This window comes from Stenotrophomonas sp. YJH_SMC_73 (genome assembly GCF_059370155.1).
In genome coordinates this window covers 15,617-40,835 of sequence record NZ_JCAFTJ010000016.1, presented here as the reverse complement: position 1 = coordinate 40,835, position 25,219 = coordinate 15,617, and the positions used below count along the sequence as shown (strand labels likewise).

Annotated in this window: 24 protein-coding genes; all 24 read right to left on the bottom strand. The window is 68.1% G+C overall.

Translation table 11 applies throughout. From position 1 onward, the window contains the following. Positions 1-1,626, bottom strand: a 1,626-nt coding sequence (locus AC5P8R_RS20110; RefSeq protein WP_495223765.1) for a HAMP domain-containing methyl-accepting chemotaxis protein, incomplete at its 3' end; no start/stop codon positions are given. Positions 1,627-1,998: 372 nt separating this feature from the next. Beyond that, positions 1,999-3,987, bottom strand: coding sequence for a chemotaxis protein CheA (locus AC5P8R_RS20105; RefSeq protein ID WP_014647024.1), 1,989 nt, complete (start codon positions 3,985-3,987; stop codon positions 1,999-2,001). Between the two features lie 45 nt (positions 3,988-4,032). After that, positions 4,033-4,398, bottom strand: a complete 366-nt coding sequence (locus tag AC5P8R_RS20100) for a response regulator (protein ID WP_005409521.1) — start codon at positions 4,396-4,398, stop codon at positions 4,033-4,035. Further along, positions 4,395-4,703 carry an STAS domain-containing protein gene (locus AC5P8R_RS20095; protein WP_014647026.1) on the bottom strand — a complete coding sequence of 103 codons (309 nt, stop codon included), beginning with the start codon at positions 4,701-4,703 and terminating at the stop codon, positions 4,395-4,397. The genes AC5P8R_RS20100 and AC5P8R_RS20095 overlap by 4 nt, the downstream gene beginning before the upstream one ends. Positions 4,704-4,989: 286 nt before the next feature. After that, positions 4,990-6,255, bottom strand: coding sequence for a chemotaxis protein CheW (locus AC5P8R_RS20090; protein WP_180834700.1), 1,266 nt, complete (start codon positions 6,253-6,255; stop codon positions 4,990-4,992). Beyond that, positions 6,252-7,034 (bottom strand): ParA family protein, encoded by a 783-nt coding sequence (locus AC5P8R_RS20085; protein WP_014647028.1) that lies wholly within the window; start codon positions 7,032-7,034, stop codon positions 6,252-6,254. Before AC5P8R_RS20085 ends, AC5P8R_RS20090 begins: the two co-directional genes overlap by 4 nt. A gap of 4 nt (positions 7,035-7,038) precedes the next feature. After that, entirely contained in the window at positions 7,039-8,055 is a 1,017-nt protein-coding gene (gene motD, locus AC5P8R_RS20080) for a flagellar motor protein MotD (RefSeq protein ID WP_014647029.1), read from the bottom strand. A gap of 1 nt (position 8,056) precedes the next feature. After that, positions 8,057-8,797, bottom strand: a complete 741-nt coding sequence (locus tag AC5P8R_RS20075; protein ID WP_005409527.1) for a flagellar motor protein — start codon at positions 8,795-8,797, stop codon at positions 8,057-8,059. Positions 8,798-8,887: 90 nt separating this feature from the next. After that, positions 8,888-10,732, bottom strand: coding sequence for a chemotaxis protein CheA (locus tag AC5P8R_RS20070; RefSeq protein WP_053495131.1), 1,845 nt, complete (start codon positions 10,730-10,732; stop codon positions 8,888-8,890). A gap of 2 nt (positions 10,733-10,734) precedes the next feature. Beyond that, positions 10,735-11,340: a protein phosphatase CheZ gene (locus tag AC5P8R_RS20065; RefSeq protein ID WP_049441909.1), complete on the bottom strand. Its 606-nt coding sequence runs from the start codon at positions 11,338-11,340 to the stop codon at positions 10,735-10,737. After that, complete coding sequence (cheY, locus tag AC5P8R_RS20060; RefSeq protein WP_005413247.1) at positions 11,340-11,732, bottom strand: chemotaxis response regulator CheY; 393 nt, start codon at positions 11,730-11,732, stop codon at positions 11,340-11,342. Before cheY ends, AC5P8R_RS20065 begins: the two co-directional genes overlap by 1 nt. A 57-nt stretch (positions 11,733-11,789) precedes the next feature. Then, positions 11,790-12,536 carry an RNA polymerase sigma factor FliA gene (locus AC5P8R_RS20055; RefSeq protein WP_014647032.1) on the bottom strand — a complete coding sequence of 249 codons (747 nt, stop codon included), beginning with the start codon at positions 12,534-12,536 and terminating at the stop codon, positions 11,790-11,792. Next, complete coding sequence (locus tag AC5P8R_RS20050) at positions 12,533-13,420, bottom strand: MinD/ParA family ATP-binding protein (RefSeq protein ID WP_005416424.1); 888 nt, start codon at positions 13,418-13,420, stop codon at positions 12,533-12,535. Before AC5P8R_RS20050 ends, AC5P8R_RS20055 begins: the two co-directional genes overlap by 4 nt. Then, positions 13,407-15,023 carry a flagellar biosynthesis GTPase FlhF gene (flhF, locus tag AC5P8R_RS20045; protein ID WP_401729951.1) on the bottom strand — a complete coding sequence of 539 codons (1,617 nt, stop codon included), beginning with the start codon at positions 15,021-15,023 and terminating at the stop codon, positions 13,407-13,409. The genes AC5P8R_RS20050 and flhF overlap by 14 nt, the downstream gene beginning before the upstream one ends. A 145-nt stretch (positions 15,024-15,168) precedes the next feature. Continuing rightward, a complete protein-coding gene (gene flhA, locus AC5P8R_RS20040) occupies positions 15,169-17,229 on the bottom strand; it encodes a flagellar biosynthesis protein FlhA (RefSeq protein ID WP_153643679.1) in 2,061 nt (686 codons plus the stop codon). A 44-nt stretch (positions 17,230-17,273) separates the two neighbouring features. After that, positions 17,274-18,404: a flagellar biosynthesis protein FlhB gene (gene flhB / locus AC5P8R_RS20035; RefSeq protein ID WP_014647036.1), complete on the bottom strand. Its 1,131-nt coding sequence runs from the start codon at positions 18,402-18,404 to the stop codon at positions 17,274-17,276. A gap of 206 nt (positions 18,405-18,610) precedes the next feature. Then, entirely contained in the window at positions 18,611-20,743 is a 2,133-nt protein-coding gene (locus AC5P8R_RS20030) for a putative bifunctional diguanylate cyclase/phosphodiesterase (protein WP_495223764.1), read from the bottom strand. Positions 20,744-21,018: 275 nt separating this feature from the next. Then, positions 21,019-21,810 carry a flagellar biosynthetic protein FliR gene (gene fliR / locus AC5P8R_RS20025; RefSeq protein WP_046430450.1) on the bottom strand — a complete coding sequence of 264 codons (792 nt, stop codon included), beginning with the start codon at positions 21,808-21,810 and terminating at the stop codon, positions 21,019-21,021. 13 nt (positions 21,811-21,823) lie between these two features. Then, positions 21,824-22,093 (bottom strand): flagellar biosynthetic protein FliQ, encoded by a 270-nt coding sequence (locus AC5P8R_RS20020; protein ID WP_005413254.1) that lies wholly within the window; start codon positions 22,091-22,093, stop codon positions 21,824-21,826. Positions 22,094-22,159: 66 nt separating this feature from the next. Further along, positions 22,160-22,939, bottom strand: a complete 780-nt coding sequence (fliP, locus tag AC5P8R_RS20015) for a flagellar type III secretion system pore protein FliP (RefSeq protein WP_014647039.1) — start codon at positions 22,937-22,939, stop codon at positions 22,160-22,162. Position 22,940: 1 nt separating this feature from the next. Then, positions 22,941-23,360: a flagellar biosynthetic protein FliO gene (fliO, locus tag AC5P8R_RS20010; RefSeq protein ID WP_014037105.1), complete on the bottom strand. Its 420-nt coding sequence runs from the start codon at positions 23,358-23,360 to the stop codon at positions 22,941-22,943. Then, positions 23,357-23,692 carry a flagellar motor switch protein FliN gene (gene fliN / locus AC5P8R_RS20005; protein ID WP_005409543.1) on the bottom strand — a complete coding sequence of 112 codons (336 nt, stop codon included), beginning with the start codon at positions 23,690-23,692 and terminating at the stop codon, positions 23,357-23,359. Before fliN ends, fliO begins: the two co-directional genes overlap by 4 nt. Then, entirely contained in the window at positions 23,689-24,693 is a 1,005-nt protein-coding gene (gene fliM / locus AC5P8R_RS20000; protein WP_014647040.1) for a flagellar motor switch protein FliM, read from the bottom strand. Before fliM ends, fliN begins: the two co-directional genes overlap by 4 nt. A 10-nt stretch (positions 24,694-24,703) precedes the next feature. Further along, a complete protein-coding gene (locus AC5P8R_RS19995) occupies positions 24,704-25,219 on the bottom strand; it encodes a flagellar basal body-associated FliL family protein (RefSeq protein ID WP_049441913.1) in 516 nt (171 codons plus the stop codon).

Genomic DNA, 25,219 nt, shown 5'->3' with positions numbered 1-25,219 from the left:
GATCTCGGCGATCTTCTTCGACGAGGCTTCGATGGCCGACATGGTGGTGACCACCTGGCCGACCACGTCACCGCCCTGCGAGGCGACACCGTGCGCACCGATGGCGAGCTGGTTGGCCTGGCGGGCGTGCTCGGCGTTCTGGCGCACGGTGGAGGTCAGTTCCTCCATCGAGGCGGCGGTTTCTTCCAGGTTGGCGGCCTGCTGCTCGGTGCGGCGCGACAGGTCGCTGTTGCCGGAGGCGATCTCGCCGGCGGCCAGGGTGATGCTGGACGCGCTGGCCTGGATCTGGCCGACGATCTGGGTCAGCTGTGCAACGGTGGTGTTGGCATCATCCCGCATGCGCGCGAACACGCCATTGAACTGGCCTTCCATGCGCGCGGTCAGGTCGCCGGCGGCGATCGCCTGCAGCAGCTGCGAGAGCTGGCCGAGGTTGCCGTCGGCCACCTGCATCATGGTGTTGAGATGCTCGATCATCAGCTTGAAGTCATGCTGGAAACGCTGTGCGTCGCCGCGCTGGCTGAAGTCACCGGCAGCGGCCGCCGCGGCCAGCTGCTGGATCTGCGAATTGATCGCCAGCAGGCTGGCCTTGGCCGCGTCCATCGATTCGTGCAGGATCGCGCGGCTGCCGGGCAGGCGGCGTGCATCCGGGGTGAGATTGCCGATGGCGTACTGGTTGAGCACGTCGATGGCATCGCGGATCGCATCCAGGTGCTCGAAGATCACCGTATTGATGCCGCCGGCCAGCTGGCCATAGACACCCGGGAAATCTTCCGGAATGCGATGGCTGATGTCCGGTCCCGCGTGCATCTGTGCCATCAGCTGGGTCTGCTCGCTGAAGCGGCGGAGCATTGCGGTCATCTCGGTCGTGGCGGCCAGCATCCTGCCGGCTTCGTCCTTGCTGGTGGCCTGGGTGCTGACGCTGAGGTCGCCGCGGGCAACCGCCTGGATGGCATGCACGGCCTTGCCCAGCGGGCCGGTCACTGCACGCGAGATGACGATGGCCAGCGCGGCGGCCACCAGCGACAGCAGCACGATGCAGCCGATGATGGCGATCATGCTGGTGCGATGGGTGGCGTTGGCGTCGGCGATCTTGCCGTCCATCTGCCCGGCGATGTGGGTGCCCAGTGCCTTCATCGCAGCGAACAGGTCGCGGCGCGCCGGGCGTGACTGCTCATCGGAGATCTGCTGGGCCTGCGCGCCATCACCGGCGGCCACGGCGTCGCGCATCGCCTTGTTGGCGGCGAAGTAGCGATCCAGCTGGATGCTGGCGGCGCGATACAGTTCGCGCTCCTTGTCCAGCGCCGGCAGCGCCGCGTACGCCGCCAGTTCGTCATGTACGGCCTTGGCGGTGTCGTCCATGCGCTTGTTGTAGTCGGCGACCTTCTCCGGCTGGTCGAGCATGCTCAGCTGGGCCAGTTCGTAGGTGCGGAACTCACCGAGCTGCGAGCGCGCCTCGCCCAGGTGCTGGACCGAGGGGATATCGTTGCCGGCCATCTCGCGCAGCTGCGCGTTGGCTTCGCTCAGTCGCAGCAGGGCGAACGCGCCGAGGACCAGGGTCATCAGGGTGGTAAGGGTGAACCCCACGGCCAGCTTGCGGGCGATGGGCAGATCTTGGAACCACTTCATGCAGGGTGCTCCAGGTGGGCAGAGTGCCGGCGTCTGTGCGCCGGTTTGGGGGTGGTTGCATAGCGAACGGTGGTGCCCGGTGGGGTTCGGTGACGGCCGTCAAAGCGAAATAGCGGCGCAGTCCGGATGGACTTTATGGACGCATGTCACATTCGGTGGCGTAGGGATGACGGCGCGGAAGTGGCGCAGCGGCGGGGCTTTCGCTTACATGGCGTAGTTGCGCGCGAAACCATCGCGTCGACGGAGTTCACAGAACGGATGGGGTCAGATCCCTTTTCCCCGAAAGGGCATCCGGCCCCGGCCGGAATGGAGCGCGCAAACAAAAACCGCCGCCCCGAAGGGCGGCGGTCCAGTACACGCATGCAGTGTGGATCAGGCGGCCTGCGGCATCCGCAGTGAACGCACCAGCCCGCCGATGTCGACGATCAATGCGACGCGGCCGTCGCCGAGAATGGTCGCACCGGACACCCCGCCGATGCGGCGGTAGTTGTTCTCGATGTTCTTCACCACCACCTGCTGCTGGCCGACCAGTTCGTCCACTTCCAGGGCGATCTTCTGGCCATCGCCTTCGACCACCACCACCAGCGATTCGCTGCCGGGTGCACGGTTGCCGTAGCCGTAGTACTCGCTCAGCGACAGGATCGGCAGGTATTCACCGCGCACGCGCAGCACGCGGCCTTCGCCGGCCATGCTGCGGATGTCCTCGGCTTGCGGCTGCAACGCCTCAAGCACATAGGCCAACGGCAGGATCAGGGTCTCACCGGCTACCGCCACGGTCATGCCATCGAGGATGGCCAGGGTGAGCGGCAGGCGGATCAGCGTGCGGGTGCCAGCGCCGAGGCTGCTTTCAATCTGCACCTCGCCCCCCAACGCCTGGATGTTGCGGCGGACCACGTCCATGCCGACGCCACGACCGGACAGGTCAGTGACCGCATCGGCCGTGGAGAAGCCGGGCTGGAAGATCAGGTCCCAGACCTGCGAATCGGTCGGGTTGTCCGGCACCGCCAGGCCGCGCTCGGTGGCCTTGGCCAGGATCTTGGCGCGGTCCAGGCCGCGACCGTCGTCGCTGACTTCGATGACAATGTGGCCGCCCTGGTGCGAGGCCGCCAGGGTGATCGTGCCGGTTTCGTCCTTGCCTGCACCGCGGCGCACGTCGGGCATTTCCAGGCCGTGGTCGATCGAGTTGCGCACCAGGTGCACCAGCGGATCGGCGATCTTCTCGATCAGGCCCTTGTCCAGCTCGGTACCTTCGCCGACGGTGCGCAGCCGCACCTGCTTGCCGAGGCGGCTGGACAGGTCGCGGACCAGGCGCGGGAAGCGACGGAACACCGCATCGACCGGCAGCATGCGCACGCCGATCACCGCTTCCTGCAGGTCGCGGGTGTTGCGTTCAAGCTGGTCCAGGCCAGCGAACAGGCTCTCGGCGTGGACCGGGTCCAGCGCATGCGAGACCTGCTTGAGCATGGCCTGGGTGATGACCAGTTCGCCGACCAGGTTGATCAGCGCGTCGACCTTGTCGACGCTGACGCGGATGGAGGTTTCCGCTTCCTGGCTGGCGCCACCGCTGGCGGCAGGCGCGGCGGGTGCCGACGGCGACGCTGCCGCCGGAGCGGGAGCAGCCGCGGCCGGCGCCTGGGTGGCCAGGCTCGGCGGTGCGGCCGGACGGATGTCCAGCTCGCAGTCGTCCAGTACCCACGCGAAGGTGTCTTCGATCTTGCTGCGCGGCACCTTGCCGACCAGACCCAGGTCCCACGCCAGGTGGGCTTCGAGCGGATCGAGCTGCGCGAAGCCCGGCAGGCGGTCCATGCGCGCGGCGACCTGCAGCGAACCGAGGTGTTCCAGTTCGCGGATGATGCGCAGCGGGTCGTTGCCGCTCATGAACAGCGACGGCGCCGGGGTGAAGCCGATCTGCCAGGCTTCCGGCGTATCGTCCACCTTGGCTGCGGCGGCCGCCGGGGCGCTCGCTGCGGCCTGGCCGGACAGAACCGCTTCCAGGCGTGCCTTCACCGCAGCGACAGCAGCCGGATCGGCAGCCTGGCCATGTTCGGCTTCGCGCAGCAGGGCGCGCAGCACGTCCACCGAAGACAGCATGGCGTCGACGGCGTGGCCTTCCAGTGCCCGCTTGCCGGCGCGCAGCTCATCGAGCAGCGTTTCCAGCACGTGGGTCAGGCCGGCGATCGCGTCGAAGCCGAAGGTGCCGGCGCCGCCCTTGATCGAATGGGCAGCGCGGAACACCGAATTGATGATCTCCGCGTCCTGCTGCCCCGATTCCAGGGCCAGCAGGCCAGCCTCCATCGCGTCGAGGCCTTCGCGGCTCTCCTCGAAGAAGGTGGCGTGGAAGCGTTGCAGGTCCATGCTCATGGCAGTGGTGGTCCGGAAGCGAAGAGGGGGAGCGGTGCCGGGCGATCAGCCCAGCACTTTCTGCACGGTGGCGACCAGCTGTTCGGGATTGAACGGCTTGACCAGCCAACCCGTGGCGCCAGCGGCCTTGCCTTCGGACTTCTTGTCGGCGGCAGATTCGGTGGTCAGCATCAGCAGCGGGGTGAACTTGTAGTCCGGCAGCTGGCGCAGTTCGCGGATCAGCGCGATGCCATCCATGTTCGGCATGTTGACGTCGGTAACCACCGCATTGAAGCGCTGGCCCTTGGCGCGACCGAGCGCGACCGCGCCGTCTTCAGCTTCTTCGACGGCAAAACCGGCCGAGGTGAGGGCGAAGGACACCATCTGGCGCATCGACGCCGAATCGTCCACCACCAAGATACGTGCGCTCATGCAGCGTTCTCCACAGATTTCAGGTTGTCATGGGTTACGTCCAGGCCGAGGGCCTGGGTGACGCCCAGCAGGCGCGCGGCGTCACGGAAGGTTGCAGTGCAACCGTGGAAGCCGGTGCCCAGGCCTGCCTCGCGGCGGGCCTGCACGAACGCACACAGCACCTGCACGGCGGCCGTGTGGATGCGGGCGACCTGGCTGGCATCCAGGGTCAGCTCGCCTGCCTGCTCCACCAGGGGGGCAAGGCGGTTCTTGAGCTCGGTAGTGCTCTCGATGCCGAGATCCCCACCCAGTTCGACAGTGCTCATCGTTGCTCCGGACAAACGGTTCCGTGATCCATAACGGCACCCCGGTGGGGTTCTTTAGAAGAATCGACGCGGTGCGTCGATGCGGTCGCTGTTGAAAAGGGGACGGAGGGGATTAAGTCGCAAGCGACCTGGCTCTGCCGCAGCCCCCTCGGCAACGGCGACCGCGCAGTGGGGACGCAAGGCGTTGATCCAACGGATCAACTCCTTGCGTCCCCGACAGGCACCGCTTCGGCGCCAAGCGCCGAGCCACTTGCGACTTAATCCCCTCCGTCCCCTTTTTTGGGGGTCAGCTCAACAGCCGTGTGGCGTCCAGCAGGATCATCGGGCGCTGGCTGACCCGGGCCACGCCGCGGAACAGGTCGTTGGAAATCTGGCAGATGCGTGCGGTATCGGGAGGTTCGATCTGCGAATCGGTGAGGTTGGCGACATCTTCCACTGCCGACACGCGCAGGCCGATGGTCTCGCCGTCTTCTTCCAGCACCACGATGCGGGTCTGGGCGTCGTCCTCGGCGGCAGCCGCGCCCAGGTGCAGGCCCAGATCCATCACCGGGACCACCTGGCCGCGCAGGTTCATGATGCCCAGCATGGCGGCAGCGGTGCCGCGCAACGGCAGCAGCGGCACCGGCAGCACGACCTCCTGGACCTTCAGCAGTTCCAGCGCATAGGCCTGGGTGCCGCAGCGCAGGCGCAGCCAGCGCGAGGTGCGTTCACCGGCACGACGGTTCTGCGGATGCGGGCTGCGGGCCGGTTGGTGGGCCTGCGCCTGCAGCTCCTGCCAGGTGCCGGGGCGGTTGCCTGCGGGTGCATCGACGGCGACGCGCGGCGGCGGCGTGCCGGCGCGTGCGGCCGGGGCCGGTGCAGGGCGTGTCGCCGGGGGGGGCACCGGCGCTGCGACCACGGCGGGCGGCGGCGCAGGCACGTCTTCGCCACCAGCGGCCGCCTCGAAGGCGGCCTGCAGGCCGGGGCTGTCGGTGTGGGCGAGACGATGGCTGTCCGCCGGGTCGGTCTCGTAGATCACTTCGTCCGGCAGATCGTCCCAGGTGGGTTCCGGGCCGGTGTTCGCAGCGGCCGCAGCGGGTGCCGGCGCGGTTTCGTGGATGACCTCGTCGGGCAGGTCATCCCAGGTCGGCTCGCGTTCGGTGGACGAGGCGCTGGCCGGCGCGGCGGCGGCCTCGAAGGCGGCCTCCAGTGCAGCCTCATCCTCGGCCGGGGCCGCGACGACGGCATCCGTTTCGTAGACCACTTCAGCGGGCAGGTCGTCCCACGTGGGTTCGCGTTCGGCATCGATCACGCTGACGGGCGCGGACGCGGCATCGAAAGCGGCTTCCAGTGCGGCATTGTCCACGGCAGGGGCAGCGGCAACGCTCTCGGTTTCGGTTTCGTAGATCACCTCGGCCGGCAGGTCATCCCAGGTGGGTTCGCGTTCGGCGGCGGCTTCGGTGGCCGTGGCCGGGGCGGTGCTGATCGGCGCGGGGAGGGGAGCGGCGGCCGGGGCGATCGCCTCGCCCAGCAGTTCGTCCAGGTAGTCGTCGAGGATGCCGGTGCTGTTCATGCGGCCTGCTCCAGGGCGCGGGCATCCTCGCCGAGGATCCAGTTCAAGGCGCGCCGGTAGGCAGCCAGGCCGCGCCCCGGGTAGTCTTCGCCGACGCTCGGCAGGGTCAGCCCGGCGGCGTTGCTGATGCGGGTGTCGATCGGAATCGCGTCTTCCCAGACGCGGCTGCCATGGCGGTCCTGCATGGTGCGCAGCGACTCGTTGCCGGCGCGGGTGCGGCGGTCGAACAGGGTTGGCAGGATCGAGATCGGCAGCGGCCGGCGGCGCGAACGCTCGACCATCTCGCCGGTGCGGACCATGCCATCCAGGCCGTGCAGCGCCAGCGGCTCGGCCTGGGTCGGAATGATCAGGCGATCGGCGGCAGCCAGTGCGTTGATCATCAGCAGGCCGAGCGTCGGTGCGCAGTCCAGCAGGATGTAGTCGTGCTGGCCCTGGTGGCGCGCCAGCGCGTTCTGCAGGGCCAGGCCGAGGCCGGGTTGGTTGGCGCTACGGCGTTCAAGCGTGGCCAGCGCGGACTGCGCGCAGACGTAGTCCAGGCCCTGGATGTTGCTGGCATGGCACAGGCCGGACAGGTCCGCCGGCGGTGCGCCGAACAGCTCCAGCACGCCGGCCGGCGGCGGGTCCACCGGCACGCCGAAGGCGCGGCTGAGCGAAGCATGCGGATCGAGGTCGATCAGCAGCACGCGATGGCCGAGCGCGGCCAGGCCGCGGCCGAGGGCGAGGGTGGTGGTGGTCTTGCCGACTCCGCCCTTCTGGTTGGCGACTGCCCAGATGCGCATCGGATTACTCCTTCATTGCGGGGGGAACGGCGGCGCCGACGCGGCTGCCAGCCGGCACCGGTGGCAACGTCACCGGTGCGATGGGGGAGGTGGGGGCGCTGGCCGGCGTTGCGGCGGCCTGTTCGGTGACGGTGCTGCCGGTGGCGCCGGTGGCTGCGTTCAGGCGCTGGCCGAGCGGGTCCACCGAATGCGAGGTGTCGGCCAGGATGATGACCATCACCCGGCGGTTGCGGTTGCGGCCCTGTGCGCTGTCGTTCTCTTCGCGCGGGCGGAACTGGCCATAGCCGACCATCGCCAGCCGCGACGGCTGCACGCCCTGGTCGGCGAACAGATGCACCACGCTGGCGGCGCGTCCGGCCGACAGCTCCCAGTTCGAAGGGAAGGTGGCGGTGGCGATCGGCACGTTGTCGGTGTGGCCTTCCACGCGCACGCTGTTGGGCACGTCGCGCAGCACCTCGGCCAGGCTGGCCAGGGTCTGCCGTGCATGTACGTCCAGTGCGGCCGAGCCGGTGGGGAACAGGATGTCGCTGTTGATCTCGACCTCGATCCACAGTTCCGTGCGGCGCACGCTGATCATGCCGCGGTCGATCAGCGGCGCCAGGGCGGCGGTGAGCCGGTCGGCAATCGTGTTGAGCTGGCGCTCGGCACGGGCGATCTGCTCCTGGTTGTGCACCGACACCGGCATGCGCATCTGCGAGGCCATCGACGGCAGCAGCGTCGGGTCGTGCGAGGGCGCCGGCGCGGACGGTCCGATCTTGGTGCCGGACTTGATCACCGACGGGCTGTCCCAGCCGCCACCCTGCACCTGCTTGTTGCCCACCTGCACCGGATTGATCGTGCGCGGCGCGCCACCGAAGGCATCGGTGAGCGCGTCGGCCATGATCCGGTACTTGCCCTCGTTCACCGATGAGATCGCGTACATGACCACGAAGAAGGCGAGCAGCAGCGTCATCAGGTCGGCATAGGGGATCGCCCATGCTTCGTGGTTGGCGTGCTCTTCGTGGTGCTTGCGGCGGGCCATGTCAGTGCAGGAAGCCGGAGAGGTTGGTTTCGATGTTGCGCGGGTTCTCGCCCTGGGCGATCGAGATCAGGCCTTCGATGACCATTTCGCGGTCGCGCGTGTTGTGCGAGATCACGCTCTTGAGCTTGGCGGCGATCGGCAGGAACAGCAGGTTGGCCGAGGCGATGCCGTAGATCGTGGCGGTGAACGCCGCAGCGATGCCGTGGCCGAGCTTGCTCGGGTCGGCCAGGTTCTTCATCACCGCGATCAGGCCCAGCACGGCGCCGATGATGCCGAGCGTCGGTGCGTAGATGCCCATCGCTTCGAACACCTTGGCGCCGGCCTGGTCCTGGTGTTCCTGGCTGCCCAGTTCGATTTCCAGCATGTGCCGCATCGATTCGGGCTCGACACCGTCCACCAGCAGCTGCAGGCCCTTGCGCAGGAACGGGTCCTGCTGCGCTTCCACCTGCGATTCCAGGCCGAGCAGGCCCTGGCGGCGGGCGATGTTGCTCCACTCGACGATCTGCTGGATCAGTTCGCGGCGATCGCTGTGCGGCGGGCGCACGACCCAGCGCACGATCTTGAACGCATGCTTGAACACCGCCGGCGAGGTGTGCAGCAGGATCGCGGCAACGGTGCCGACGATGACGATCACGAACGCCGCAGGCGACCACAACGACGCCAAGCCGGCGCCCTTGAGGATGCTGCCACCGACCAGCGAGGCCAGGGCGAGAAAGAGTCCAATGAGGCTGAGTCTATCCATGGATCCGGTATCGGCTTGTATGAATGGGACTTGAGACACCGGTACGGGCTACTGGTGCGACTTCACGGTTTTACGGGTTCAGCAAGCGGGTCAGTCGTGCGGGCTGCGCAGGCCATCCACATCCAGGATCAGCGCCATGCGACCATCGCCGATCAAGGTTGCACCGGCGTAACCGCGCAGGCCGCGCAGGGCCTTCGGCAGTGGCTTGATGACCACTTCCTCGCGCCCACGGACCTGGTCCACGACCAGGCCGAAGCGCGCTTCGCCGGCCTGCAGCACCACGATGGTCAGCAGGGTCGATGCGGCCGGCGTCACATCCAGCCACTGCCGCAGATCGACCAGTGGCAGCGTGTGCGAACGGCGGTCGAGCACGGCACGGCCATCGAACCAGCCCAGCGAGGTGCGCGGCGCGTGCAGTACCTCCATCACGCGCGCCAGCGGCAGCGCATAGACGTCCTCGCCGGCCTGCACCAGCAGGGTCGGCAGGATCGCCAGGGTCAGCGGCACGCGGATCAGGAAGCGGCTGCCGCGGCCCAGCTCCGACTGGATCTGGATCTGCCCGCTGAGTTCGCGGATGCGCGACTGCACCACGTCCATGCCGACGCCGCGCCCGGAAATATCCGTGACCTGCTGCTTGGTCGAGAAGCCGGGCAGGAACACCAGGTGCAGGCACTCCTCGCTGCTCAGGCGGGCGGCGGCTTCCGGATCGATCAGGCCCTTCTCGCGTGCCTTCGCGCGCAGCTTTTCCGGATCGATGCCGGCGCCATCGTCCTGCACCTCGATGCTGACGTAGTCACCTTCCTGCTGCGCCGACAACCGCACATGGCCCATCCGCGGCTTGCCCTGTGCTTCGCGCAGGTCGGGCATTTCCACGCCATGGTCGATGGCGTTGCGGACCAGGTGCACCAGCGGGTCGGCCAGCGCTTCGACCAGGTTGCGGTCGAGCTCGGTCTCGGCGCCGATCAGCTCCAGGTCCACTTCCTTCTTCAGCGAGCGGGCGACGTCGCGGGCGACCTTGGGGAAGCGCGAGAATACCTTGCCCACCGGCTGCATGCGGGTGCGCATCACCGCCGACTGCAGGCGCGCGGTGGCGATGTCCAGGGTGGACACGGCGCGGTCCAGCTCCTCGTCGCGCAGGCGCGCACGCAGGGTCTTGAGCCGGTTGCGCGACAGCACCAGTTCGCCGATCAGGTTGACGATCGCATCCAGGCGCTTGGTGTCCACGCGCACGGTGTGTTCGGCTTCGGCCAGCGGCTTGGCGGCCGGCTTGGCCACCGGTGCCGGTGCGGTGGCCGGGCGCGGGGCGGCGATCGGTGCCGGCGCCACCGCAGCCGCGGGCCTGGCGCCGGGTGCGGCGCCACCGTGCAGCTGGTCGAGCAGGGCTTCGAACTCATCTTCGCTGATCAGGCCGTCGTCGGCCTTCTTTGCCGGCGCCACCGCAGTCGGTGCGTTGCCACCGTGCAGCTGGTCGAGCAGCGCCTCGAACTCGTCGTCGGTGATCAGGTCGCCGGCACCGGCCGCCGGTGCGGCGGCAGCGGCGGCAGGCGCTGCTGCACCGCCATGCACGTCGAACTGGGCGATCAGGTCCGGCGGTGCATAGCCCGGCTCGGTGCCGGAAGACACGGCATCGAGCATCGACTGCAGGTAGTCCAGCGATTGCTGGGCGGCGTCGAAGTGATGGGCCTGCAGCACGGCCTGGCCGGCACGTGCAGCGCCCAGCGCCTCTTCAGCGGCGTGGCACAGCTCGACCATGGCGGTGACACCGAGGAAACCCGCGCCGCCCTTGAGCGTGTGGTAGCCCCGGAACACCGCGTTGAGCTGTTCGGTGTCCTGCGGTGCCTGCTCCAGCGACACCAGCTGTTCGCCGAGGCGATCCAGGATTTCCTGTGCCTCGATGATGAAATCGGCAGTGATGTCGTCGGATACCGCGCTCATGCTTACAGCCCCAGATCCGACAACAGGTCGTCGGCGTCGTTCTGCGAGACCGCGTGGCGGTCCAGTCCCTTCAGTGCCGGCCCGGCCAGTTCCGGGTCGGTGCGATGCTGTTCCGGCGGCAGGCCGAGCGCGCCGAAGCCTTCATGCACGCGGCGGACGATGCCGACCACGCGACGGATGATCTGCCCGGTCAGGTCCTGGTAGCTCTGGGTCAGGGCGATCTCGGTCAGGTTGTGGCGGATGCGCTCGAGCTGCACGTCCTGGCCTGGCTGCAGGCCTTCGGCGCGCAGCTGCTCGGTCAGGCTGCGGCATTCCTCGGCCAGGTCCAGGGTGCGGTGGGTAGCCTGTTCGGTCATCGCCACCACGTGGTCCAGACGTGCGCACGCATCGTCCAGTTCGCCGGCCTCGCTGGGCACGGTCGGCAGTTCGCCCAGGGCCTGCCCCAGCTCGCGGGCCAGCCGCGAGAGGCCGCTCATCATCGGCTGCGTGCGCAGCGCGACCAGTCCGTCGATGCGTTGCCGCCAGGCGGCTTCGTCACCGGACTCCAGGGCATCCAGGGCTTCCTGCAGGCGCAGGGCGAGGGCGTTCTTGTCGACCGTGGTATCCATCAGGCGCTGGCCGCCAGGCGTTCGAAGATCTTGCCCAGCTTCTCTTCCAGCGTCTGCGCGGTGAACGGCTTGATGATGTAGCCGTTCACGCCGTTCTGGGCCGCTTCGATGATCTGCTCGCGCTTGGCTTCGGCGGTGACCATCAGCACGGGCAGGGTCTTCAGCTTGGCGTCGGCTCGGATCGCCTTGAGCAGTTCGATGCCGGTCATCACCGGCATGTTCCAGTCGGTGACGACGAAATCGAAGGGCTGGCTCTGCAGCAGCGACAGCGCGGCATGCCCGTCCTCGGCTTCGGCGGTGTTGGTGAAGCCCAGATCGCCCAGCAGGTTCTTGACGATTCGACGCATGGTCGAGAAGTCGTCGACGATGAGGATGCGCATGTTCTTGTTCAAAGCAGAGTTCCTTTGTTGTTCATTCCGGGCGGCCGGGGGCAGTCGCCTCGGGGATGTTCATTCTTCCAGGCCGGCGTCGACGGCCTCGAAAATCTTCAGGCGGCCGCGCAGGCGCAGCACGGCCTGGCCATGGATCTGGCAGACCCGCGACTCGCTCACGCCGAGCACCGCGCCGATCTCCTTCAGGTTCAGCTCCTGCTCGTAGTACAGCGAGAGCACCAGCTGTTCGCGCTCGGGCAGGTGGCCGATGGCCTTGCCCAGCTCGCGACCGAACTCGCCGCGCTCCAGCACCTGTTGTGGAGTCGGGCCGCCCTGGGCGACGGTATCCAGTTCGCCCTGGTCTTCGATGCGCGACTCCAGGCTCAGCACCTGGCCACGTGCGGCGTCTTCCATCAGCCTCAGGTACTCGGGCAGCGGCATCTCCATCGCGGCGGCCACTTCGGTGGCGCTGGCGGCACGGCCCGTGCTCTGTTCCAGGCGGCGGATGGTGGCGGCGGCATCACGGGCACGGCGGTGCACCGAGCGCGGCACCCAGTCGCCACGGCGGATCTCGTCGATCATCGAGCCGCGGATGCGGATCGAGGCATAGGTCTCGAACGAGGCGCCCTGGTCGGCGTCGTAGCTGCGCGAGGCTTCGATCAGGCCCATCATGCCGGCCTGGATCAGATCATCGACTTCGACGCTGGCCGGCAGGCGCGCGGCCAGGTGGTGGGCGATGCGTCGCACCAGGTCCGAATGCTGGGCGATGACCTCGTTGGCCGCCGAGCGCTGGACTTCCCTGTACTGGTGGGCTGCGCCTTTCATGCGGCCACCCCACGCTGCTTGAGGATGCGTTCGAGGAAGAACTCGACGCCACCGCGCGGTTCGGTCGGTGCCTGCCAGCGCGCGGTGCGGCGTGCGATCTCGGTGATCGCCAGCGCCGACGGGCTGGATGGATAGGCCTTCACCACCGGCTGCTGGCGCTGCACCGACAGGCGCAGCCAGTCATCCTGCGGCACGCAGCCCAGGTAGTTCAGCGAGACATCGGCAAGGAACTTCTCGCAGACGCGGGTCAGCTTCTCGTACAGCACGCGGCCCTCGTTCGGGTCGCGCACCATGTTGGCCACCACCTGGATGCGGTCCACGCCGCGCTCGCGCGACAGCACCTTGATCAGTGCGTAGGCGTCGGTGATCGAGGCCGGTTCGTCACAGACCACCACCACGGTGTCCTGCGCGGCCTGGCAGAAGGTCAGCACGCCGTCGGTGATGCCGGCGGCGGTATCGACCACCATGATGTCCAGCTCGCGTTCCAGTTCGGAGAACACGTTGACCAGGCCGACATGCTCGGCCGGGGCAAGCTCGGCCATGTGCCGGCGGCCGGAAGCGGCCGGGACCACCAGCACGCCGTTCGGACCTTCGACGATGACGTCGTCCAGCGAGCAGCGGCCGGCCACCAGGTCGGCCAGCGTAAAGGTGGGGTTCAAGCCCAGGATCACGTCGATGTTGGCCAGGCCGAGGTCGGCGTCCAGCAGCAGCGTGCGCTTGCCCATGCCGGCCAGCGCCACCGCCAGGTTGGCGGACACATTCGTCTTGCCCACGCCGCCCTTGCCGCCGGTCACCGCGATGGTGCGCACAGGGCCGAGCGGCTCGCTGCGGGTGGCCGACAGCGGGAAGGTCTTGGTCAGCTTGGCGTACTCACGCGACGGCATGGTTCAACTCCGGGTTGCAGGGCATATCGGCCGCTCGGCGCAAATCTTCAAGGCGAAGTACAAGATTGGCTGCACTGGCCCGGTGCAGGTCCTCCGGGACGTCCTGGCCATCGGTCACCCAGGTGATCGGCAGGGCGTGGTCCACGGCCACCGACAGGGCGTTGCCGAAGCGGCCGGTCTCGTCCAGCTTGCTCAGCACCAGGCCCTGCAGGTTGGCCGCACCGAAGCGGCGCACCACCTCGTCCATGTCGCCGAAGCTGGTGTTGGCCGGCAGCACCAGCAGGGTGCGCACCTGGCGCGCGGCGCGCAGCCACTGCAGCTGGGCGGCCAGGGCACGGTCGCGCGGGCCCAGGCCGGCGGTATCGATCAGCACCAGCTTGTAGTCCTTCAAGCGTTCCAGCAGCTGGTCCAGGTCGGTGCCGCTGTTGGCCTCGTGCACGGCGATGCCGAGCTGGCGGCCGTAGCCATACAGCTGTTCACGGGCGCCGATGCGGGTGGTGTCGGTGGTGACCAGGGCGACGTCACGCGGGGCGTGCTTCTCGGCGAAGCGCGAGGCCAGCTTGGCGATGGTGGTGGTCTTGCCGGCGCCGGTCGGGCCGACCAGCGCGATCACGCCGCCTTCCTCCAGCGGGTCGACCGGGGCGATCGGCAGCTTGCGCGAGATCAGCCCCAGCATCAGGCCGCGGCCACGATGGGCTTCGGTTTCCAGCGGGATCTGCATGGCCACGTCGCGGGCCAGCCCGGCGTCGAAACCGTACTCGTCCATCAGGTCCAGCGCGGTGGCGCGCACCGGGCTGCCACGCAGGCGCTCGTCGGTGAAGCGGTTCATCTCGCGCTCGATCACTTGGCGCATGCCGGCCACTTCCTGGCGCAGCTGGCGGATCTCGGCGTCGTCCTGGGCAACCACGGTCAGCGTCGGTGCCGGGGCCAGCATGGGGGCCGGGCTGGCCTCGATAGCGGCTTCGACCGCTGCCGGTTCGCTGGCGGCGATCCCGGGCTGCGCGTCGATCACGGCAGCGGTCGGCAGCGGCGGCGGCTGCACGGCCGGGGCCACGCTTTCGTGATGCGCCTCGTGCGGCGGGTCGATCTGGAAGCGCGCGCGGTTGGCCGGCACGGTGGCGGCCGGTGCAACGATGGCCTCGGCGAACGGGGCGAAGATCTGGTCCGGCGGTGCCGGTTCGTTGACGGCGGCGCGGGCCAGGGTGGCGGCGAAGCCCGTGCTGCCCCGGGTCGGCACGATCTCGTCGGCGCTGTCCAGAGTGCGGCCGGTGGCACCGACGGCGGCGCGGGCGAGGGCGGCCACTGCCGAGGTGGTGGCCGCGACCGGTTCCGGCGCCGGGGAGCTGCTGCGGCGGCGGGTGACGGCGGCGATCACCGCGTCGGCGGCGGTGCGCGGCTTGGGTGCCGGCGGCGGTGCAACGTCACGGCGCGAGGCTTCCAGTGCACGCTGCACGGCGCTCTCGTCGTAGTTGGCGGCGGCGACGATCTCGATGCCTTCCTCGATCCGGCGGTTGGACAGGATCACGGCGTCAGGACCATGTTCCTTGCGCACCAGGTTCATGGCCGAGCGCATGTCGGCGGCGACGAATCGTTTGATTTTCATGCTGTGGTCACGGGGCGAAGACGGCGGGGTGGCGGTCGGAGAACTCGGGTGGTCGGTGGTCTGCACGGTGCGGGTTCCCCTTGGTATCTGTCTGTTGCGTTGGTTCGAAAGTGGTGTCTGTTTTCTGGCGCATCGCAGGGCGGCGTCAGCTGATCGTTCCGACCAGCTTCAGGCGCTTGTCCTCCGGCACCTCGCTGTAGGCCAGGACCGACAGCGACGGAACGCTGTGGCGGACCAGGCGGGCCAGCGCGGCGCGCACCGGGCCAGGTACCAGCACGACCGCGGGCTCGTTGCGGGCTTCCTGCTTGCTGACACATTCGGCCAGGCTCTGGTGCAGTCGCTCAGCGAGTCCGGGTTCCAGCGCGGCGCCGTTGCCCTGCGTGGACTCCTGCAAGACACGTTCCAATTGCGGGTTGAGGGTGAATACCGGCAGCTCCGCCGACATTCCGGCGATCTCCTGCACGATGAAGCGGCCCAGTGCGGTGCGAACAGCGGCGGTCAGCACGGCCGGGTCCTGGCTGCTGGGCGCATGTTCGACCAGTGCCTCGGCGATCTTGCGCAGCTGACGGATCGGAATGCGCTCGACCAGCAGGTTCTGCAGCACGCGCACCACCGCCGACAGCGGCAACGCCTTCGGCGTCAGATCTTCGACGAGCTTGGGCGCGCTCTTGGCCAGGTTGGCCAGCAGGTGCTGCACTTCTTCGTGGCCGAGCAGTTCCGGCGCGTGCTCACGGATCAGGTGCGACAGATGGGTGGCGACCACGGTCGCCGGATCGACCACGGTGTAGCCCAGCGTTTCGGCCTGGGCGCGCTGGTGCGGCTGGATCCAGGTGGCGTCCAGGCCGAACGCGGGGTCCTTGCCGGCGATGCCTTCCAGCGCACCGAGCGCGCTGCCCGGGTCCAGCGCCAGCTCGCGGTCGGGGTGGATCTCGGCGGTGGCCACCGGCACGCCGTGCACCAGCACGCGGTAGCCGTTGGCCGGCAGTTCCAGGTTGTCGCGGATGTGCACCGACGGGATCAGGAAGCCGACATCCTGGGTCAGCTTGCGGCGCACGCCCTTGATGCGCGCCATCAGTTCGCCGCCCTGGTTGCTGTCCACCAGCGGGATCAGCCGGTAGCCGACCTCCAGGCCCAGCGGATCGACCGGGCGCAGTTCGTCCCAGCTCAGTTCGGCAGTCGGTGCCGGTGCGGCCGGGCGGCCGAGTGCGTTGAGTGCGGCGGCATCGGTGCCACCGCCTGCCGCATCGGCAGCCGGCGCCTTGCCCTTGCGGTACAGCTTCCAGGCGATGAAGCCGAGGATCGCGGCCAGCGTCAGGAAAGCGACGTTGGGCATGCCCGGCACCAGGCCGACCACGCCGATGATGCCGGCGGTGATCGCCAGCGCACGGTACTGGCCGAACACCTGGCCGGTCATGGCCTGAGCCATGTCCTGCGAGCGCGAGGCGCGGGTAACCAGCATGGCCACGGCGCTGGAGACCAGCAGGGCCGGCAGCTGCGCTACCAAGCCGTCACCGATCGACAGCAGGGTGTAGGTGGCGGCGGCTTCGCCGAACGGCATGCCATGCTGCAGCACGCCCACGGCCAGGCCGCCGAGCATGTTGATGAACAGGATCAGGATGCCGGCAATGGCATCGCCGCGGATGAACTTGCTGGCGCCGTCCATCGCACCGTAGAAGTCGGCTTCCTCACGCACTTCCTCGCGGCGCAGCTTGGCTTCTTCACGCGTCAGCAAACCGGCGTTGAGGTCGGCGTCGATCGCCATCTGCTTGCCGGGCATCGCGTCCAGGATGAAGCGCGCGGTCACTTCCGAAACGCGGCCGGCACCCTTGGTAATGACCACGAAATTGATGATGGTCAGGATCGCGAACACCACGATGCCGACCGCATAGTTGCCGCCGATCACGAATTCACCGAAGGCGGCGATGACCTTGCCCGCGGCATCGTGGCCGTTCTGGCCGTTCAGCAGGATCACACGGGTGGAGGCCACGTTCAGCGCCAGCCGCAGCATGGTGGTGATCAGCAGCACGATCGGGAAGATGGTGAAGTCCAGCGGGCGCTTCACGTAGACCACCGCCAGCAGCACCATCAGCGAGATGGCGATGTTGAAGGTGAACAGCGCATCGAGCACCGGCGCGGCCAGCGGCACCACGACCATGGCCAGCAGGGCCAGCACGATCAGCGGCGCGCCAAGGCCCTGGCGGATCATTTCCAGGGCGCGGCGGGTGTTGAAACCGGCGGAGGGCTGGGCGCTCACGGGCGGCCTCCCTTGCCGAATTCATCCACCTGGATGTGCGGGGCGTCCGGCATCGGGCCAGTGCGCCAGGCGCGCAGCTGGTAGACGTAGGACAGGACCTGGGCGACGGCCGAATACAGTCTCACGGGGATTTCCTTTCCGAGTTGGCCTTCCCGATACAAGGCGCGTGCCAAAGGCGGGGCGGAGACGATCGCCACCTTGTTGCCGTCGGCCACTTCACGGATGCGCAGGGCGGTTTCGTCCACGCCCAGCGCGACCACGGTGGGGGCGTTCATGGCGCCGCCCTCGTACTTCAGGGCCACCGCGTAGTGGGTGGGGTTGACCACCACCACGTCGGCAGTGGGCACCGCCTCCATCATCCGGCGGTTGGCCATCTGCTGCTGCAGCTGGCGGATGCGGCCCTTCACCTCGGGGCTGCCCTCGCTTTCCTTCATTTCCCGGCGCAGTTCCTCGCGGGTCATCTTCAGCTTGCGCGTCCAGTTCCAGCGCTGGTACGGCGCATCGATGGCGGCCAGCACCAGCATCGCGCCGGCGGTGGCCAGCAGCAGGCGCAGGGTGAAGCCCAGGCCATCGGTGATGGCGGTTTCCAGCGGGTGGTGGATCAGCCCGCGCAGGGTGTCGAAGCCGGTCCAGACCACCAGCCCGGCGGCGACGCCGACGAAGGCCACGCGCAGCAGCGATTTGGTGAATTCGGCAATCGCCTCCGGGCCATACAGGCGCTTGAGCCCGCTCATCGGGTTCATGCGGTTGATGTCGGGCAGCAACGCCTTCTGCGACCAGCGCAGGCCGCCCATCACCAGCGGGGCGACGAAGCTGGCCAGCAGGCAGACCAGCACCAGCGGTGCGATCACCAGCAGGAACTGCAGCAGCAGGTCGCCGAAGTGGCCGAACAGTTCCTTCGGGTTCTGCCGCAGGCTCTGTTCGGGGCTGAGCGCGTGCTTCATCCAGGCCGTGGCGCCACGGCCGATCGAGCCGCTCATGGCCATCACCGCCAGCACGCCGGCGCCGAACACGGCGGCGGTGCCAAGTTCGCGCGAGCGCGGCAGGTTGCCCTGTTCACGGGCATCGCGCAGGCGTTTTTCGGTCGGTTGTTCGGTCTTTTCGCCGGCGGATTCGTTCTCGGACATCACGGGCACTGCGGCAGGGGGTGCCGGGGTGCGTGCAAGAACCGTTCCACGCCTGGCGTGGATCTACCGACGGCCCGTTCTGTAGAGCCGAGCCCACGCTCGGCTACGGTTGGGGCCAGGCGCGAAGCACAGCCGGGCATGAGCTCGGCTCTACAGGAGAGTGCCGCAGGAATCGTTCCGTGATGGCGGGCGCGCGTGGCCCGGTGTCAGCCGGGCGGGTATTGCGGCGGCGGGCTCTGTGCCAGTTCCACCCGCGGCCGGGGCAGGTCGTGCAGCTGCATGAAGCGCGCCGCATCGACCGGGCGGCCCAGCAGGTATCCCTGCAGGAAGTCGCAGCCCAGGCGTTCCAGGTAGGCGCGCTGCGCGGCGGTCTCCACGCCCTCGGCGACGATGTCCATGTCCAGCGCATGGCCCAGCGCCACGATCGCCGAGACGATCACCACGTCTTCGGCACTGTGTTCCAGGTCGCGCACGAACGCATGGTCGATCTTGATCTCGGTGGCCGGCAGCCGCTTCAGGTACAGCAGGCTGGAATAGCCGGTTCCGAAATCATCGATGGAGATGCCCACGCCCAGCGCCGACAGCGCCTGCAGCAGGCGAAGACTGGCATCGGTATCGCGCATGACAGTGCTTTCGGTGATCTCCAGCACCAGGTGGCGCGGGGCAATGCCATGGCGCTCGATCACCTCGCGCACATCCTGCAGCAGGTGCGGCGAACTGAACTGCACCGGCGACAGGTTCACCGACATCGACCAGCTTTCATGCCCGGCGTCGTGCCAGCGCCGCAGCTGCTGGCAGGCCTGGTCCAGCGCCCAGCGCCCGATCTCGTTGATCGCACCGCTGCGCTCGGCCAGGCGGATGAAGCGGTCGGGGGGAATCAGGCCGTGTTCCGGATGGCGCCAGCGGATCAGCGCTTCGGCGCCGGCCACCTTCTGCGTGGCCACGCGGATCTTCGGCTGATAGTGCAGGAACAGCTGCTCGCTGCCGATGGCGCGGCGCAGGTCGGCCAGCAGCCGGAACTGCTGCTCGGCGCTGTCGTTCATCCAGTCGGCGAACAGCACGAAGGCGTTGCGTCCGGACTCCTTGGCCTGGTACATCGCCGCATCGGCGAAGGCCATCAGCTGGCGCTCGCTGGCGGCGTGGTCCGGGCAGATCGCCACGCCGATGCTGGCGGTCACCTGCAGTTCGTTGTCCGGCAGCAACGGGCCGCTGCCCACCGCCTGCAGGATGCGCCGGGCCAGGGTCGGCAGGTCCTCGTCGTGCTCGATGCGCACCACCAGCACGAACTCGTCGCCGCCCAGCCGTGCCAGCATATCGTGCGGGCGCATCAGCTGGCGGGTGCGTTCGGCCACCGCCACCAGCAGCGCATCACCGGCCTGATGGCCGTAGGCATCATTGACCTGCTTGAAGCCGTCCAGGTCCATGAACATCACCGCGAAGCGGTTGCCGCCCTGTTCGGCCTCGGCCAGTGCCTGCACGATGCGCCGCTGCAGCAGCAGGCGGTTGGGCAGGCGGGTGAGAGGATCGTGCAGCGCGGCCTGGGTCAGTTCCTGCTGCGCGTCGGTCAACGAGGTGCTCAGCATCGAATTGCGCAGCCGCAGCAGTTGCGCTTCCACGCGCTGGTCCAGCCATGAGACCACCAGCACCACGGCCAGGATCGCCACGGTCAGCACTACCACCAGCATCGCCAGCCACTCGTTCTGCAGGCCATCGCCGACCGCCGCGCCGCAGACGCTGCCTTCCGGGAAGCGCGCAGCGGCCATGCCGGTGTAATGCATGCCGACGATGGCCAGGCCGAGCAGGCCCGCCGCCGCCAGTCGATCACCGATGCGGGTGCGCTGGGCGCGCAGCCGGAACGCCACGTACAGCGCGGTCCAGGAGGCAGCCACCGCCACCATCAGCGAGAACAGCAGCCAACCCGGGTCGTAGTCGATGCCCGGCTGCATGCGCATTGCAGCCATGCCAACGTAATGCATGCCGGCGATGCCGGTGCCCATCAGCAGGGCGCCGACCGCCAATCGCGGGTGGGGCAGGGTGCGCAGCGAGACCAGCCACAGCGCGAACACCGATGAGGCGATGGCAAGCGCAAGCGAGAGCAGGGTGATGGGAAGGTCGTAGCCCAATGGAATGGGCAGGTCGAAAGCCAGCATGCCGATGAAATGCATCGACCAGATGCCCAGGCCCATGGCGAAGCCGCCGCCCAGCCGCCACCACCAGGCCGCGCCCCTGCCCGGGGCGGTCACCGTGCGCCCGGCCATCGCCAGCGCGGTGTATGAAGCCATCACGGCGACCAGCAGCGAGATCGCCACCAGCCACGGGTTGTACGTGCCTACCAGCATTCGTCAGTCTCCCGGACCTGCCTGTCGACGGAAACCACGGTGGGGCATGCATGAGGCAGGCCGACGCACGACGCCGGCCATGTGCGGCATCCCCCCGGTTGCCGCGCATTCACTCTAACGCGCAGACCGGGGGGGACTTCAAGCGGCAATACGTGAAATTGCGCCTCTGTAGAGCCGAGCCCATGCTCGGCTGCCTTCGGCAGGAACGGCAGCCGAGCATGGGCTCGGCTCTACAGAAACAAATGCATGGCAAGCAGTAGAACGTGATGATGGGGTCAGTGTGTGACCGCGTCCGCAGCCTGGAAGGCGGCGTCGAACAGGCGCTGTACCGGCGGCCCCATTTCCCCGGCCAGCAGGGCCAGCAGGAACAGGCCCAGCAGCAGCGAGACCGGCAGGCCCAGCTGGATCGGATTCAGCGCAGGGGCGGCACGCGCCAGCACGCCGAAGGCCAGGTTCACCGCCAGCATCGCCACGGTGAGCGGAATGGCCAGGCTCAGCGCGCCGCGCAGCACGGTCAGCAGGAAGGTCGGGGCGATGCTGAAGAAGGCGTGCGGATCGGGCAGTGGAGCACCGATCGGCAGTGCGCGGTAGCTGTCGACCAGCAAAGAGATCAACGCCAGGTGGCCGTTGGCGGTGAAGAACAGCAGGCCGAACAGCAGGTAGAACCACTGGCCGATCACACCTGAAGTGCCACCGCGCAGCGGGTCGCTCATCTGCGCGAAGGCCAGGCCGGTGCCCTGCGCGATCAGTTCGCCGGCCATCGCACCGGCTTCGAATACCAGCCGCAGCATGAAACCGATGGAAACGCCGATGGCCAGTTCGCGCGCGATGGTCAGCACCGTAGCCGCGTCGAAGCCGGTCCAGTCCGGTACCGGTGGCAGCAACGGCGCCAGTGCAATGGCCAGGGTGCCGGCCAGTACCACGCGCACCCGCGACGGCACCGCACGCGTGCCGACCATGGGCATGGCCATCGCCACTGCGCCGATGCGCAGCATGGTCCACAGCACCGTGCCGATCATGCCGAAGGCCTGCAGGCCGTCGGCCGCCATCTGTGTCGCGGCGTCCATCGAAGCGCGTGCCCTAGCCGATCAGGTGTGGGATGCGCTGGAACAGCAGCGTGGTGAATTCAACCAGGTGGCCGATCAGCAGGCTGCCCAGCGCGAACAGCACCGCGGTCAGCGCTGCCGCCTTGGCGACGAAGGCGATGGTCGGTTCATTGAGCTGGGTCGCGGCCTGCACCACGCCCACCACCACGCCCACCACCAGCACGGTGAGCAGCAACGGGCCGGCCACCCACAGCACGGTGATCAGGCCGCCACGCAGTTCGGTCAAGGCAAGTTCGGGAGACATTCGGGTTCCACCTTCTTATATAGAGTCGAGCCATGCTCGACTGTCTTTCAATCGCGCCGGATCGCGTCACGCGGGATTGAAGCTGGCCGCCAGCGTGCCCACGGTCAGCACCCAGCCATCCACCAGCACGAACAGCAGGATCTTGAACGGCGCCGACACCAGCATCGGCGACAGCATCATCATGCCCATGGACATCAGCACGCTGGCGACGACCAGATCGATGATCACGAACGGAATGAAGATCAGGAAGCCGATCTCGAAAGCGGTCTTCAGTTCGCTGGTGACGAACGAGGCGACCAGCACCGGGAACGGGATCGCATCGGGGCTGGCGTAGGTGCCGTGCCCGGCGATGCCGGCGAAGGTCATCAGGTCGGTCTCGCGGATCTGCGCCAGCATGAACCCGCGCAGCGGCTGCGTGGTCAATGTCCAGGCGGTCTGGAAGTCAATGTCGCCGTTGAGATAGGGCGCCATGCCCGTGCTCCACGCCTTGTCCCAGGTCGGCATCATCACCATCGCGGTGAGGAACAGGGCCAGGCCCAGCAGTACCTGGTTGGACGGCGTCTGGCCGGTACCCAGTGCCTGGCGCAGCAGGCCCAGCACGATGATGATGCGGGTGAACGAGGTCAGCACCAGCAGCATCGACGGGATCAGGGTGATCGCGGTCATCAGCAGCAGGGTCTGCAGCGGCAGGCTGACCGGCTGGCCGCCGATCTTGCCGACGTTGACGTCCGGCAGCGGGGTGGCCGGGGCGCCGGGCGCGGCGAACGCCAGCACCGGCAACAGGCACAGGGCAAGCAACAGCAGCCACGGCATCAGGGTGGCAACACGGGTACGGGTGACACGCATGTCAGGGGTCCTTGCGCAGCCGCTGCTGCAGCAGCTGGGCGAAATTCGGCAGGTTCTTGAAATCCGGCACGCGCACCGGCGCCGGTGGCGGCAACGGTTCGGGCAGGGTATGCAGGGTGTTGATGCCGCCGGCAGTGACGCCCAGCAGCAATTGCTGGCCGTTGACCTCCACCACCACCACGCGCTCCTTGGCGCCGACGCTGAGGCTGGCCACCAGCTTCATGCCTTCGGCCGGGCGGAAGCCGCTGCCGGGCATGCGCTTGAGCAGCCAGCCCAGGCCGATCACCAGCGCCAGCACCGCCAGCAGCGCCAGCACCGCACCGAACAGGCTGGGTGCGGCGGCCGCGTGCTGGCCGACCTGCGGGCCGATCGGCGCTGCGGTCTTGCCGACCGCCAGCAGGGTGGAGGCCAGCAGGCTCAACGCAGTCTCCGGATCCGCTCGCTCGGGCTGACCACGTCGGTCAGGCGCACGCCGAAGCGGTCATTGATCACCACCACTTCGCCGTGGGCGATCAGGGTGCCGTTGACGAACACGTCCAGCGATTCGCCGGCACCGCGCTCCAGTTCCACCACTGAACCCTGGTTGAGCTGCAGCAGGTTGCGGATCGGCAGGCGGGCACGACCGACTTCCAGCGACAGGGTCACCGGCACATCGAGGATCACGTCCAGGTTCAGGTCCGGACCGTTGGCCTCGTCGGCCTGCAGGCTGCTGAACTGGGCCGGGGTCGGTTCGAGGGCGTCGATATCGTTCATTGCGGGTCTTCCTGGATGACGGGTACGCGCGGGCGGGTGCCCGGCGGATGGGTAGCGGTGATCTTCACGGCGTTCATGCCGTTGGCGATGCCGAACTCGCCGGTGAACACCGGAATGTTCTCCACGCACAGCGGCACCTGCGGGCTCAGCTCGATCGGCAGGATGTCGCCGACCTTCAGCTGGGTCAGGTCGCGCAGGGTCATGCGCTTGCTGGCCAGTACGCTGGACAGGGTGACTTCGGCGATGTTGAGCTGCTCGCGCAGGGTCTTGCCCCAGCTCTCGTCGCGGTCGTTGCGGTCGCTCTGGATGCCGGCGTCGAGCAGTTCGCGGATCGGTTCCAGCATCGAGTAGGGCAGGGTGACGTGGATGTCACCGCCGCCGCCGTCGAGCTCGACGTGCAGGCGGCACACCACCACGTACTCGCGCGGGGTCACGATGTTGGCGAAATGCGGGTTGATCTCCGAGTTGATGTACTCGAAGTCGACGTCCATCACCGGTGCCCACGCTTCGCGCAGGTCGGCGAAGGTCTGCTTCAGCAGCAGGTGGATCACCCGCATTTCGGTGGCCGTGAATTCGCGGCCCTCGATGCGGGTCGGGTAGCGCCCGTCGCCGCCGAAGAAGTTGTCGACGATGGCGAACACCAGGGTCGGCTCGAACACGATCAGGCCGGTACCGCGCAGCGGCTTGAAGCGGATCAGGTTCAGGTTGGTCGGCACATACAGCGAGTGCATGTAGTCGTTGAACTTGATCAGTTCGATGCCGCGCACCGACAGCTCGGCCGAGCGCCGGATCAGATTGAACAGGCCGATCCGCCACAGGCGCGCGAAGCGCTCGTGGACCATTTCCAGGGTCGGCATGCGACCACGGATGATGCGGTCCTGGCTGGCGAAGTCGTACGAGCGCGCTTCGCCTGACGGGGGTTCCGCATCGGTCTCGACCGCGCCGCTGTCCACGCCGTGGAGCAGGGCATCGATCTCGTCCTGGGACAGCAGATCATTCATCGGGGGGCCCTTACTGGGTCACGAAGCTGGTGAACAGCAGATCGTCGGCGCCGTTGCTGCCGGTCTCGGCCTTGAGCACCTTCTGCACCTCGGCCAGCGAACTGGCCTGCAGCTTCTGCTTGCCGGCGACATCGGCGATCTGGTCCGGGCTGACCTGCGAGAACAGCATCAGCAGGCGCGCGCGGATGGCCGGGGCATGGGTCTTGATCGCTTCCAGCGCGGCCGGGTCGCGGGTCATCAGCTGGACCTCCAGCTGCAGGTAGCGCGGGCCGTCGACCGGGCCATTGAGGTTGACCACGAACGCCGGGTCCAGCGCGAAGTACTGTGCCGGGGCCGGCGTCGCGCTCTTCTTCGGCGCCTGCGCGGTCTTCTCTTCGTGCTTGGACTGGGTGAAGAACCACACGCCGCCACCAGCGGCAGCGGCGGCCAGTACGGCCACCAGTGCGGTGATCAGGATCGGACTACGCGGCTTGGCGGCCTTGTCCTTCTCGGCGGTCTTCTTGGTTTTGTCAGCGGCTGCGGCCAC

Excerpts from the sequence above, each read along its gene's own strand:
- AC5P8R_RS20105 (WP_014647024.1), bottom strand. The coding sequence starts at position 3,987 with ATGAGCATGGACCTGCAACGCTTCCACGCCACCTTCTTCGAGGAGAGC.
- AC5P8R_RS20100 (WP_005409521.1), bottom strand. The coding sequence starts at position 4,398 with ATGAGCGCACGTATCTTGGTGGTGGACGATTCGGCGTCGATGCGCCAG.
- AC5P8R_RS20095 (WP_014647026.1), bottom strand. The coding sequence starts at position 4,703 with ATGAGCACTGTCGAACTGGGTGGGGATCTCGGCATCGAGAGCACTACC.
- AC5P8R_RS20090 (WP_180834700.1), bottom strand. The coding sequence starts at position 6,255 with ATGAACAGCACCGGCATCCTCGACGACTACCTGGACGAACTGCTGGGC.
- AC5P8R_RS20085 (WP_014647028.1), bottom strand. The coding sequence starts at position 7,034 with ATGCGCATCTGGGCAGTCGCCAACCAGAAGGGCGGAGTCGGCAAGACC.
- motD (WP_014647029.1), bottom strand. The coding sequence starts at position 8,055 with ATGGCCCGCCGCAAGCACCACGAAGAGCACGCCAACCACGAAGCATGG.
- AC5P8R_RS20075 (WP_005409527.1), bottom strand. The coding sequence starts at position 8,797 with ATGGATAGACTCAGCCTCATTGGACTCTTTCTCGCCCTGGCCTCGCTG.
- AC5P8R_RS20070 (WP_053495131.1), bottom strand. The coding sequence starts at position 10,732 with ATGAGCGCGGTATCCGACGACATCACTGCCGATTTCATCATCGAGGCA.
- AC5P8R_RS20065 (WP_049441909.1), bottom strand. The coding sequence starts at position 11,340 with ATGGATACCACGGTCGACAAGAACGCCCTCGCCCTGCGCCTGCAGGAA.
- AC5P8R_RS20055 (WP_014647032.1), bottom strand. The coding sequence starts at position 12,536 with ATGAAAGGCGCAGCCCACCAGTACAGGGAAGTCCAGCGCTCGGCGGCC.
- AC5P8R_RS20050 (WP_005416424.1), bottom strand. The coding sequence starts at position 13,420 with ATGCCGTCGCGTGAGTACGCCAAGCTGACCAAGACCTTCCCGCTGTCG.
- flhF (WP_401729951.1), bottom strand. The coding sequence starts at position 15,023 with ATGAAAATCAAACGATTCGTCGCCGCCGACATGCGCTCGGCCATGAAC.
- flhA (WP_153643679.1), bottom strand. The coding sequence starts at position 17,229 with ATGATCCGCCAGGGCCTTGGCGCGCCGCTGATCGTGCTGGCCCTGCTG.
- flhB (WP_014647036.1), bottom strand. The coding sequence starts at position 18,404 with ATGTCCGAGAACGAATCCGCCGGCGAAAAGACCGAACAACCGACCGAA.
- AC5P8R_RS20030 (WP_495223764.1), bottom strand. The coding sequence starts at position 20,743 with ATGCTGGTAGGCACGTACAACCCGTGGCTGGTGGCGATCTCGCTGCTG.
- fliR (WP_046430450.1), bottom strand. The coding sequence starts at position 21,810 with ATGGACGCCGCGACACAGATGGCGGCCGACGGCCTGCAGGCCTTCGGC.
- AC5P8R_RS20020 (WP_005413254.1), bottom strand. The coding sequence starts at position 22,093 with ATGTCTCCCGAACTTGCCTTGACCGAACTGCGTGGCGGCCTGATCACC.
- fliP (WP_014647039.1), bottom strand. The coding sequence starts at position 22,939 with ATGCGTGTCACCCGTACCCGTGTTGCCACCCTGATGCCGTGGCTGCTG.
- fliN (WP_005409543.1), bottom strand. The coding sequence starts at position 23,692 with ATGAACGATATCGACGCCCTCGAACCGACCCCGGCCCAGTTCAGCAGC.
- fliM (WP_014647040.1), bottom strand. The coding sequence starts at position 24,693 with ATGAATGATCTGCTGTCCCAGGACGAGATCGATGCCCTGCTCCACGGC.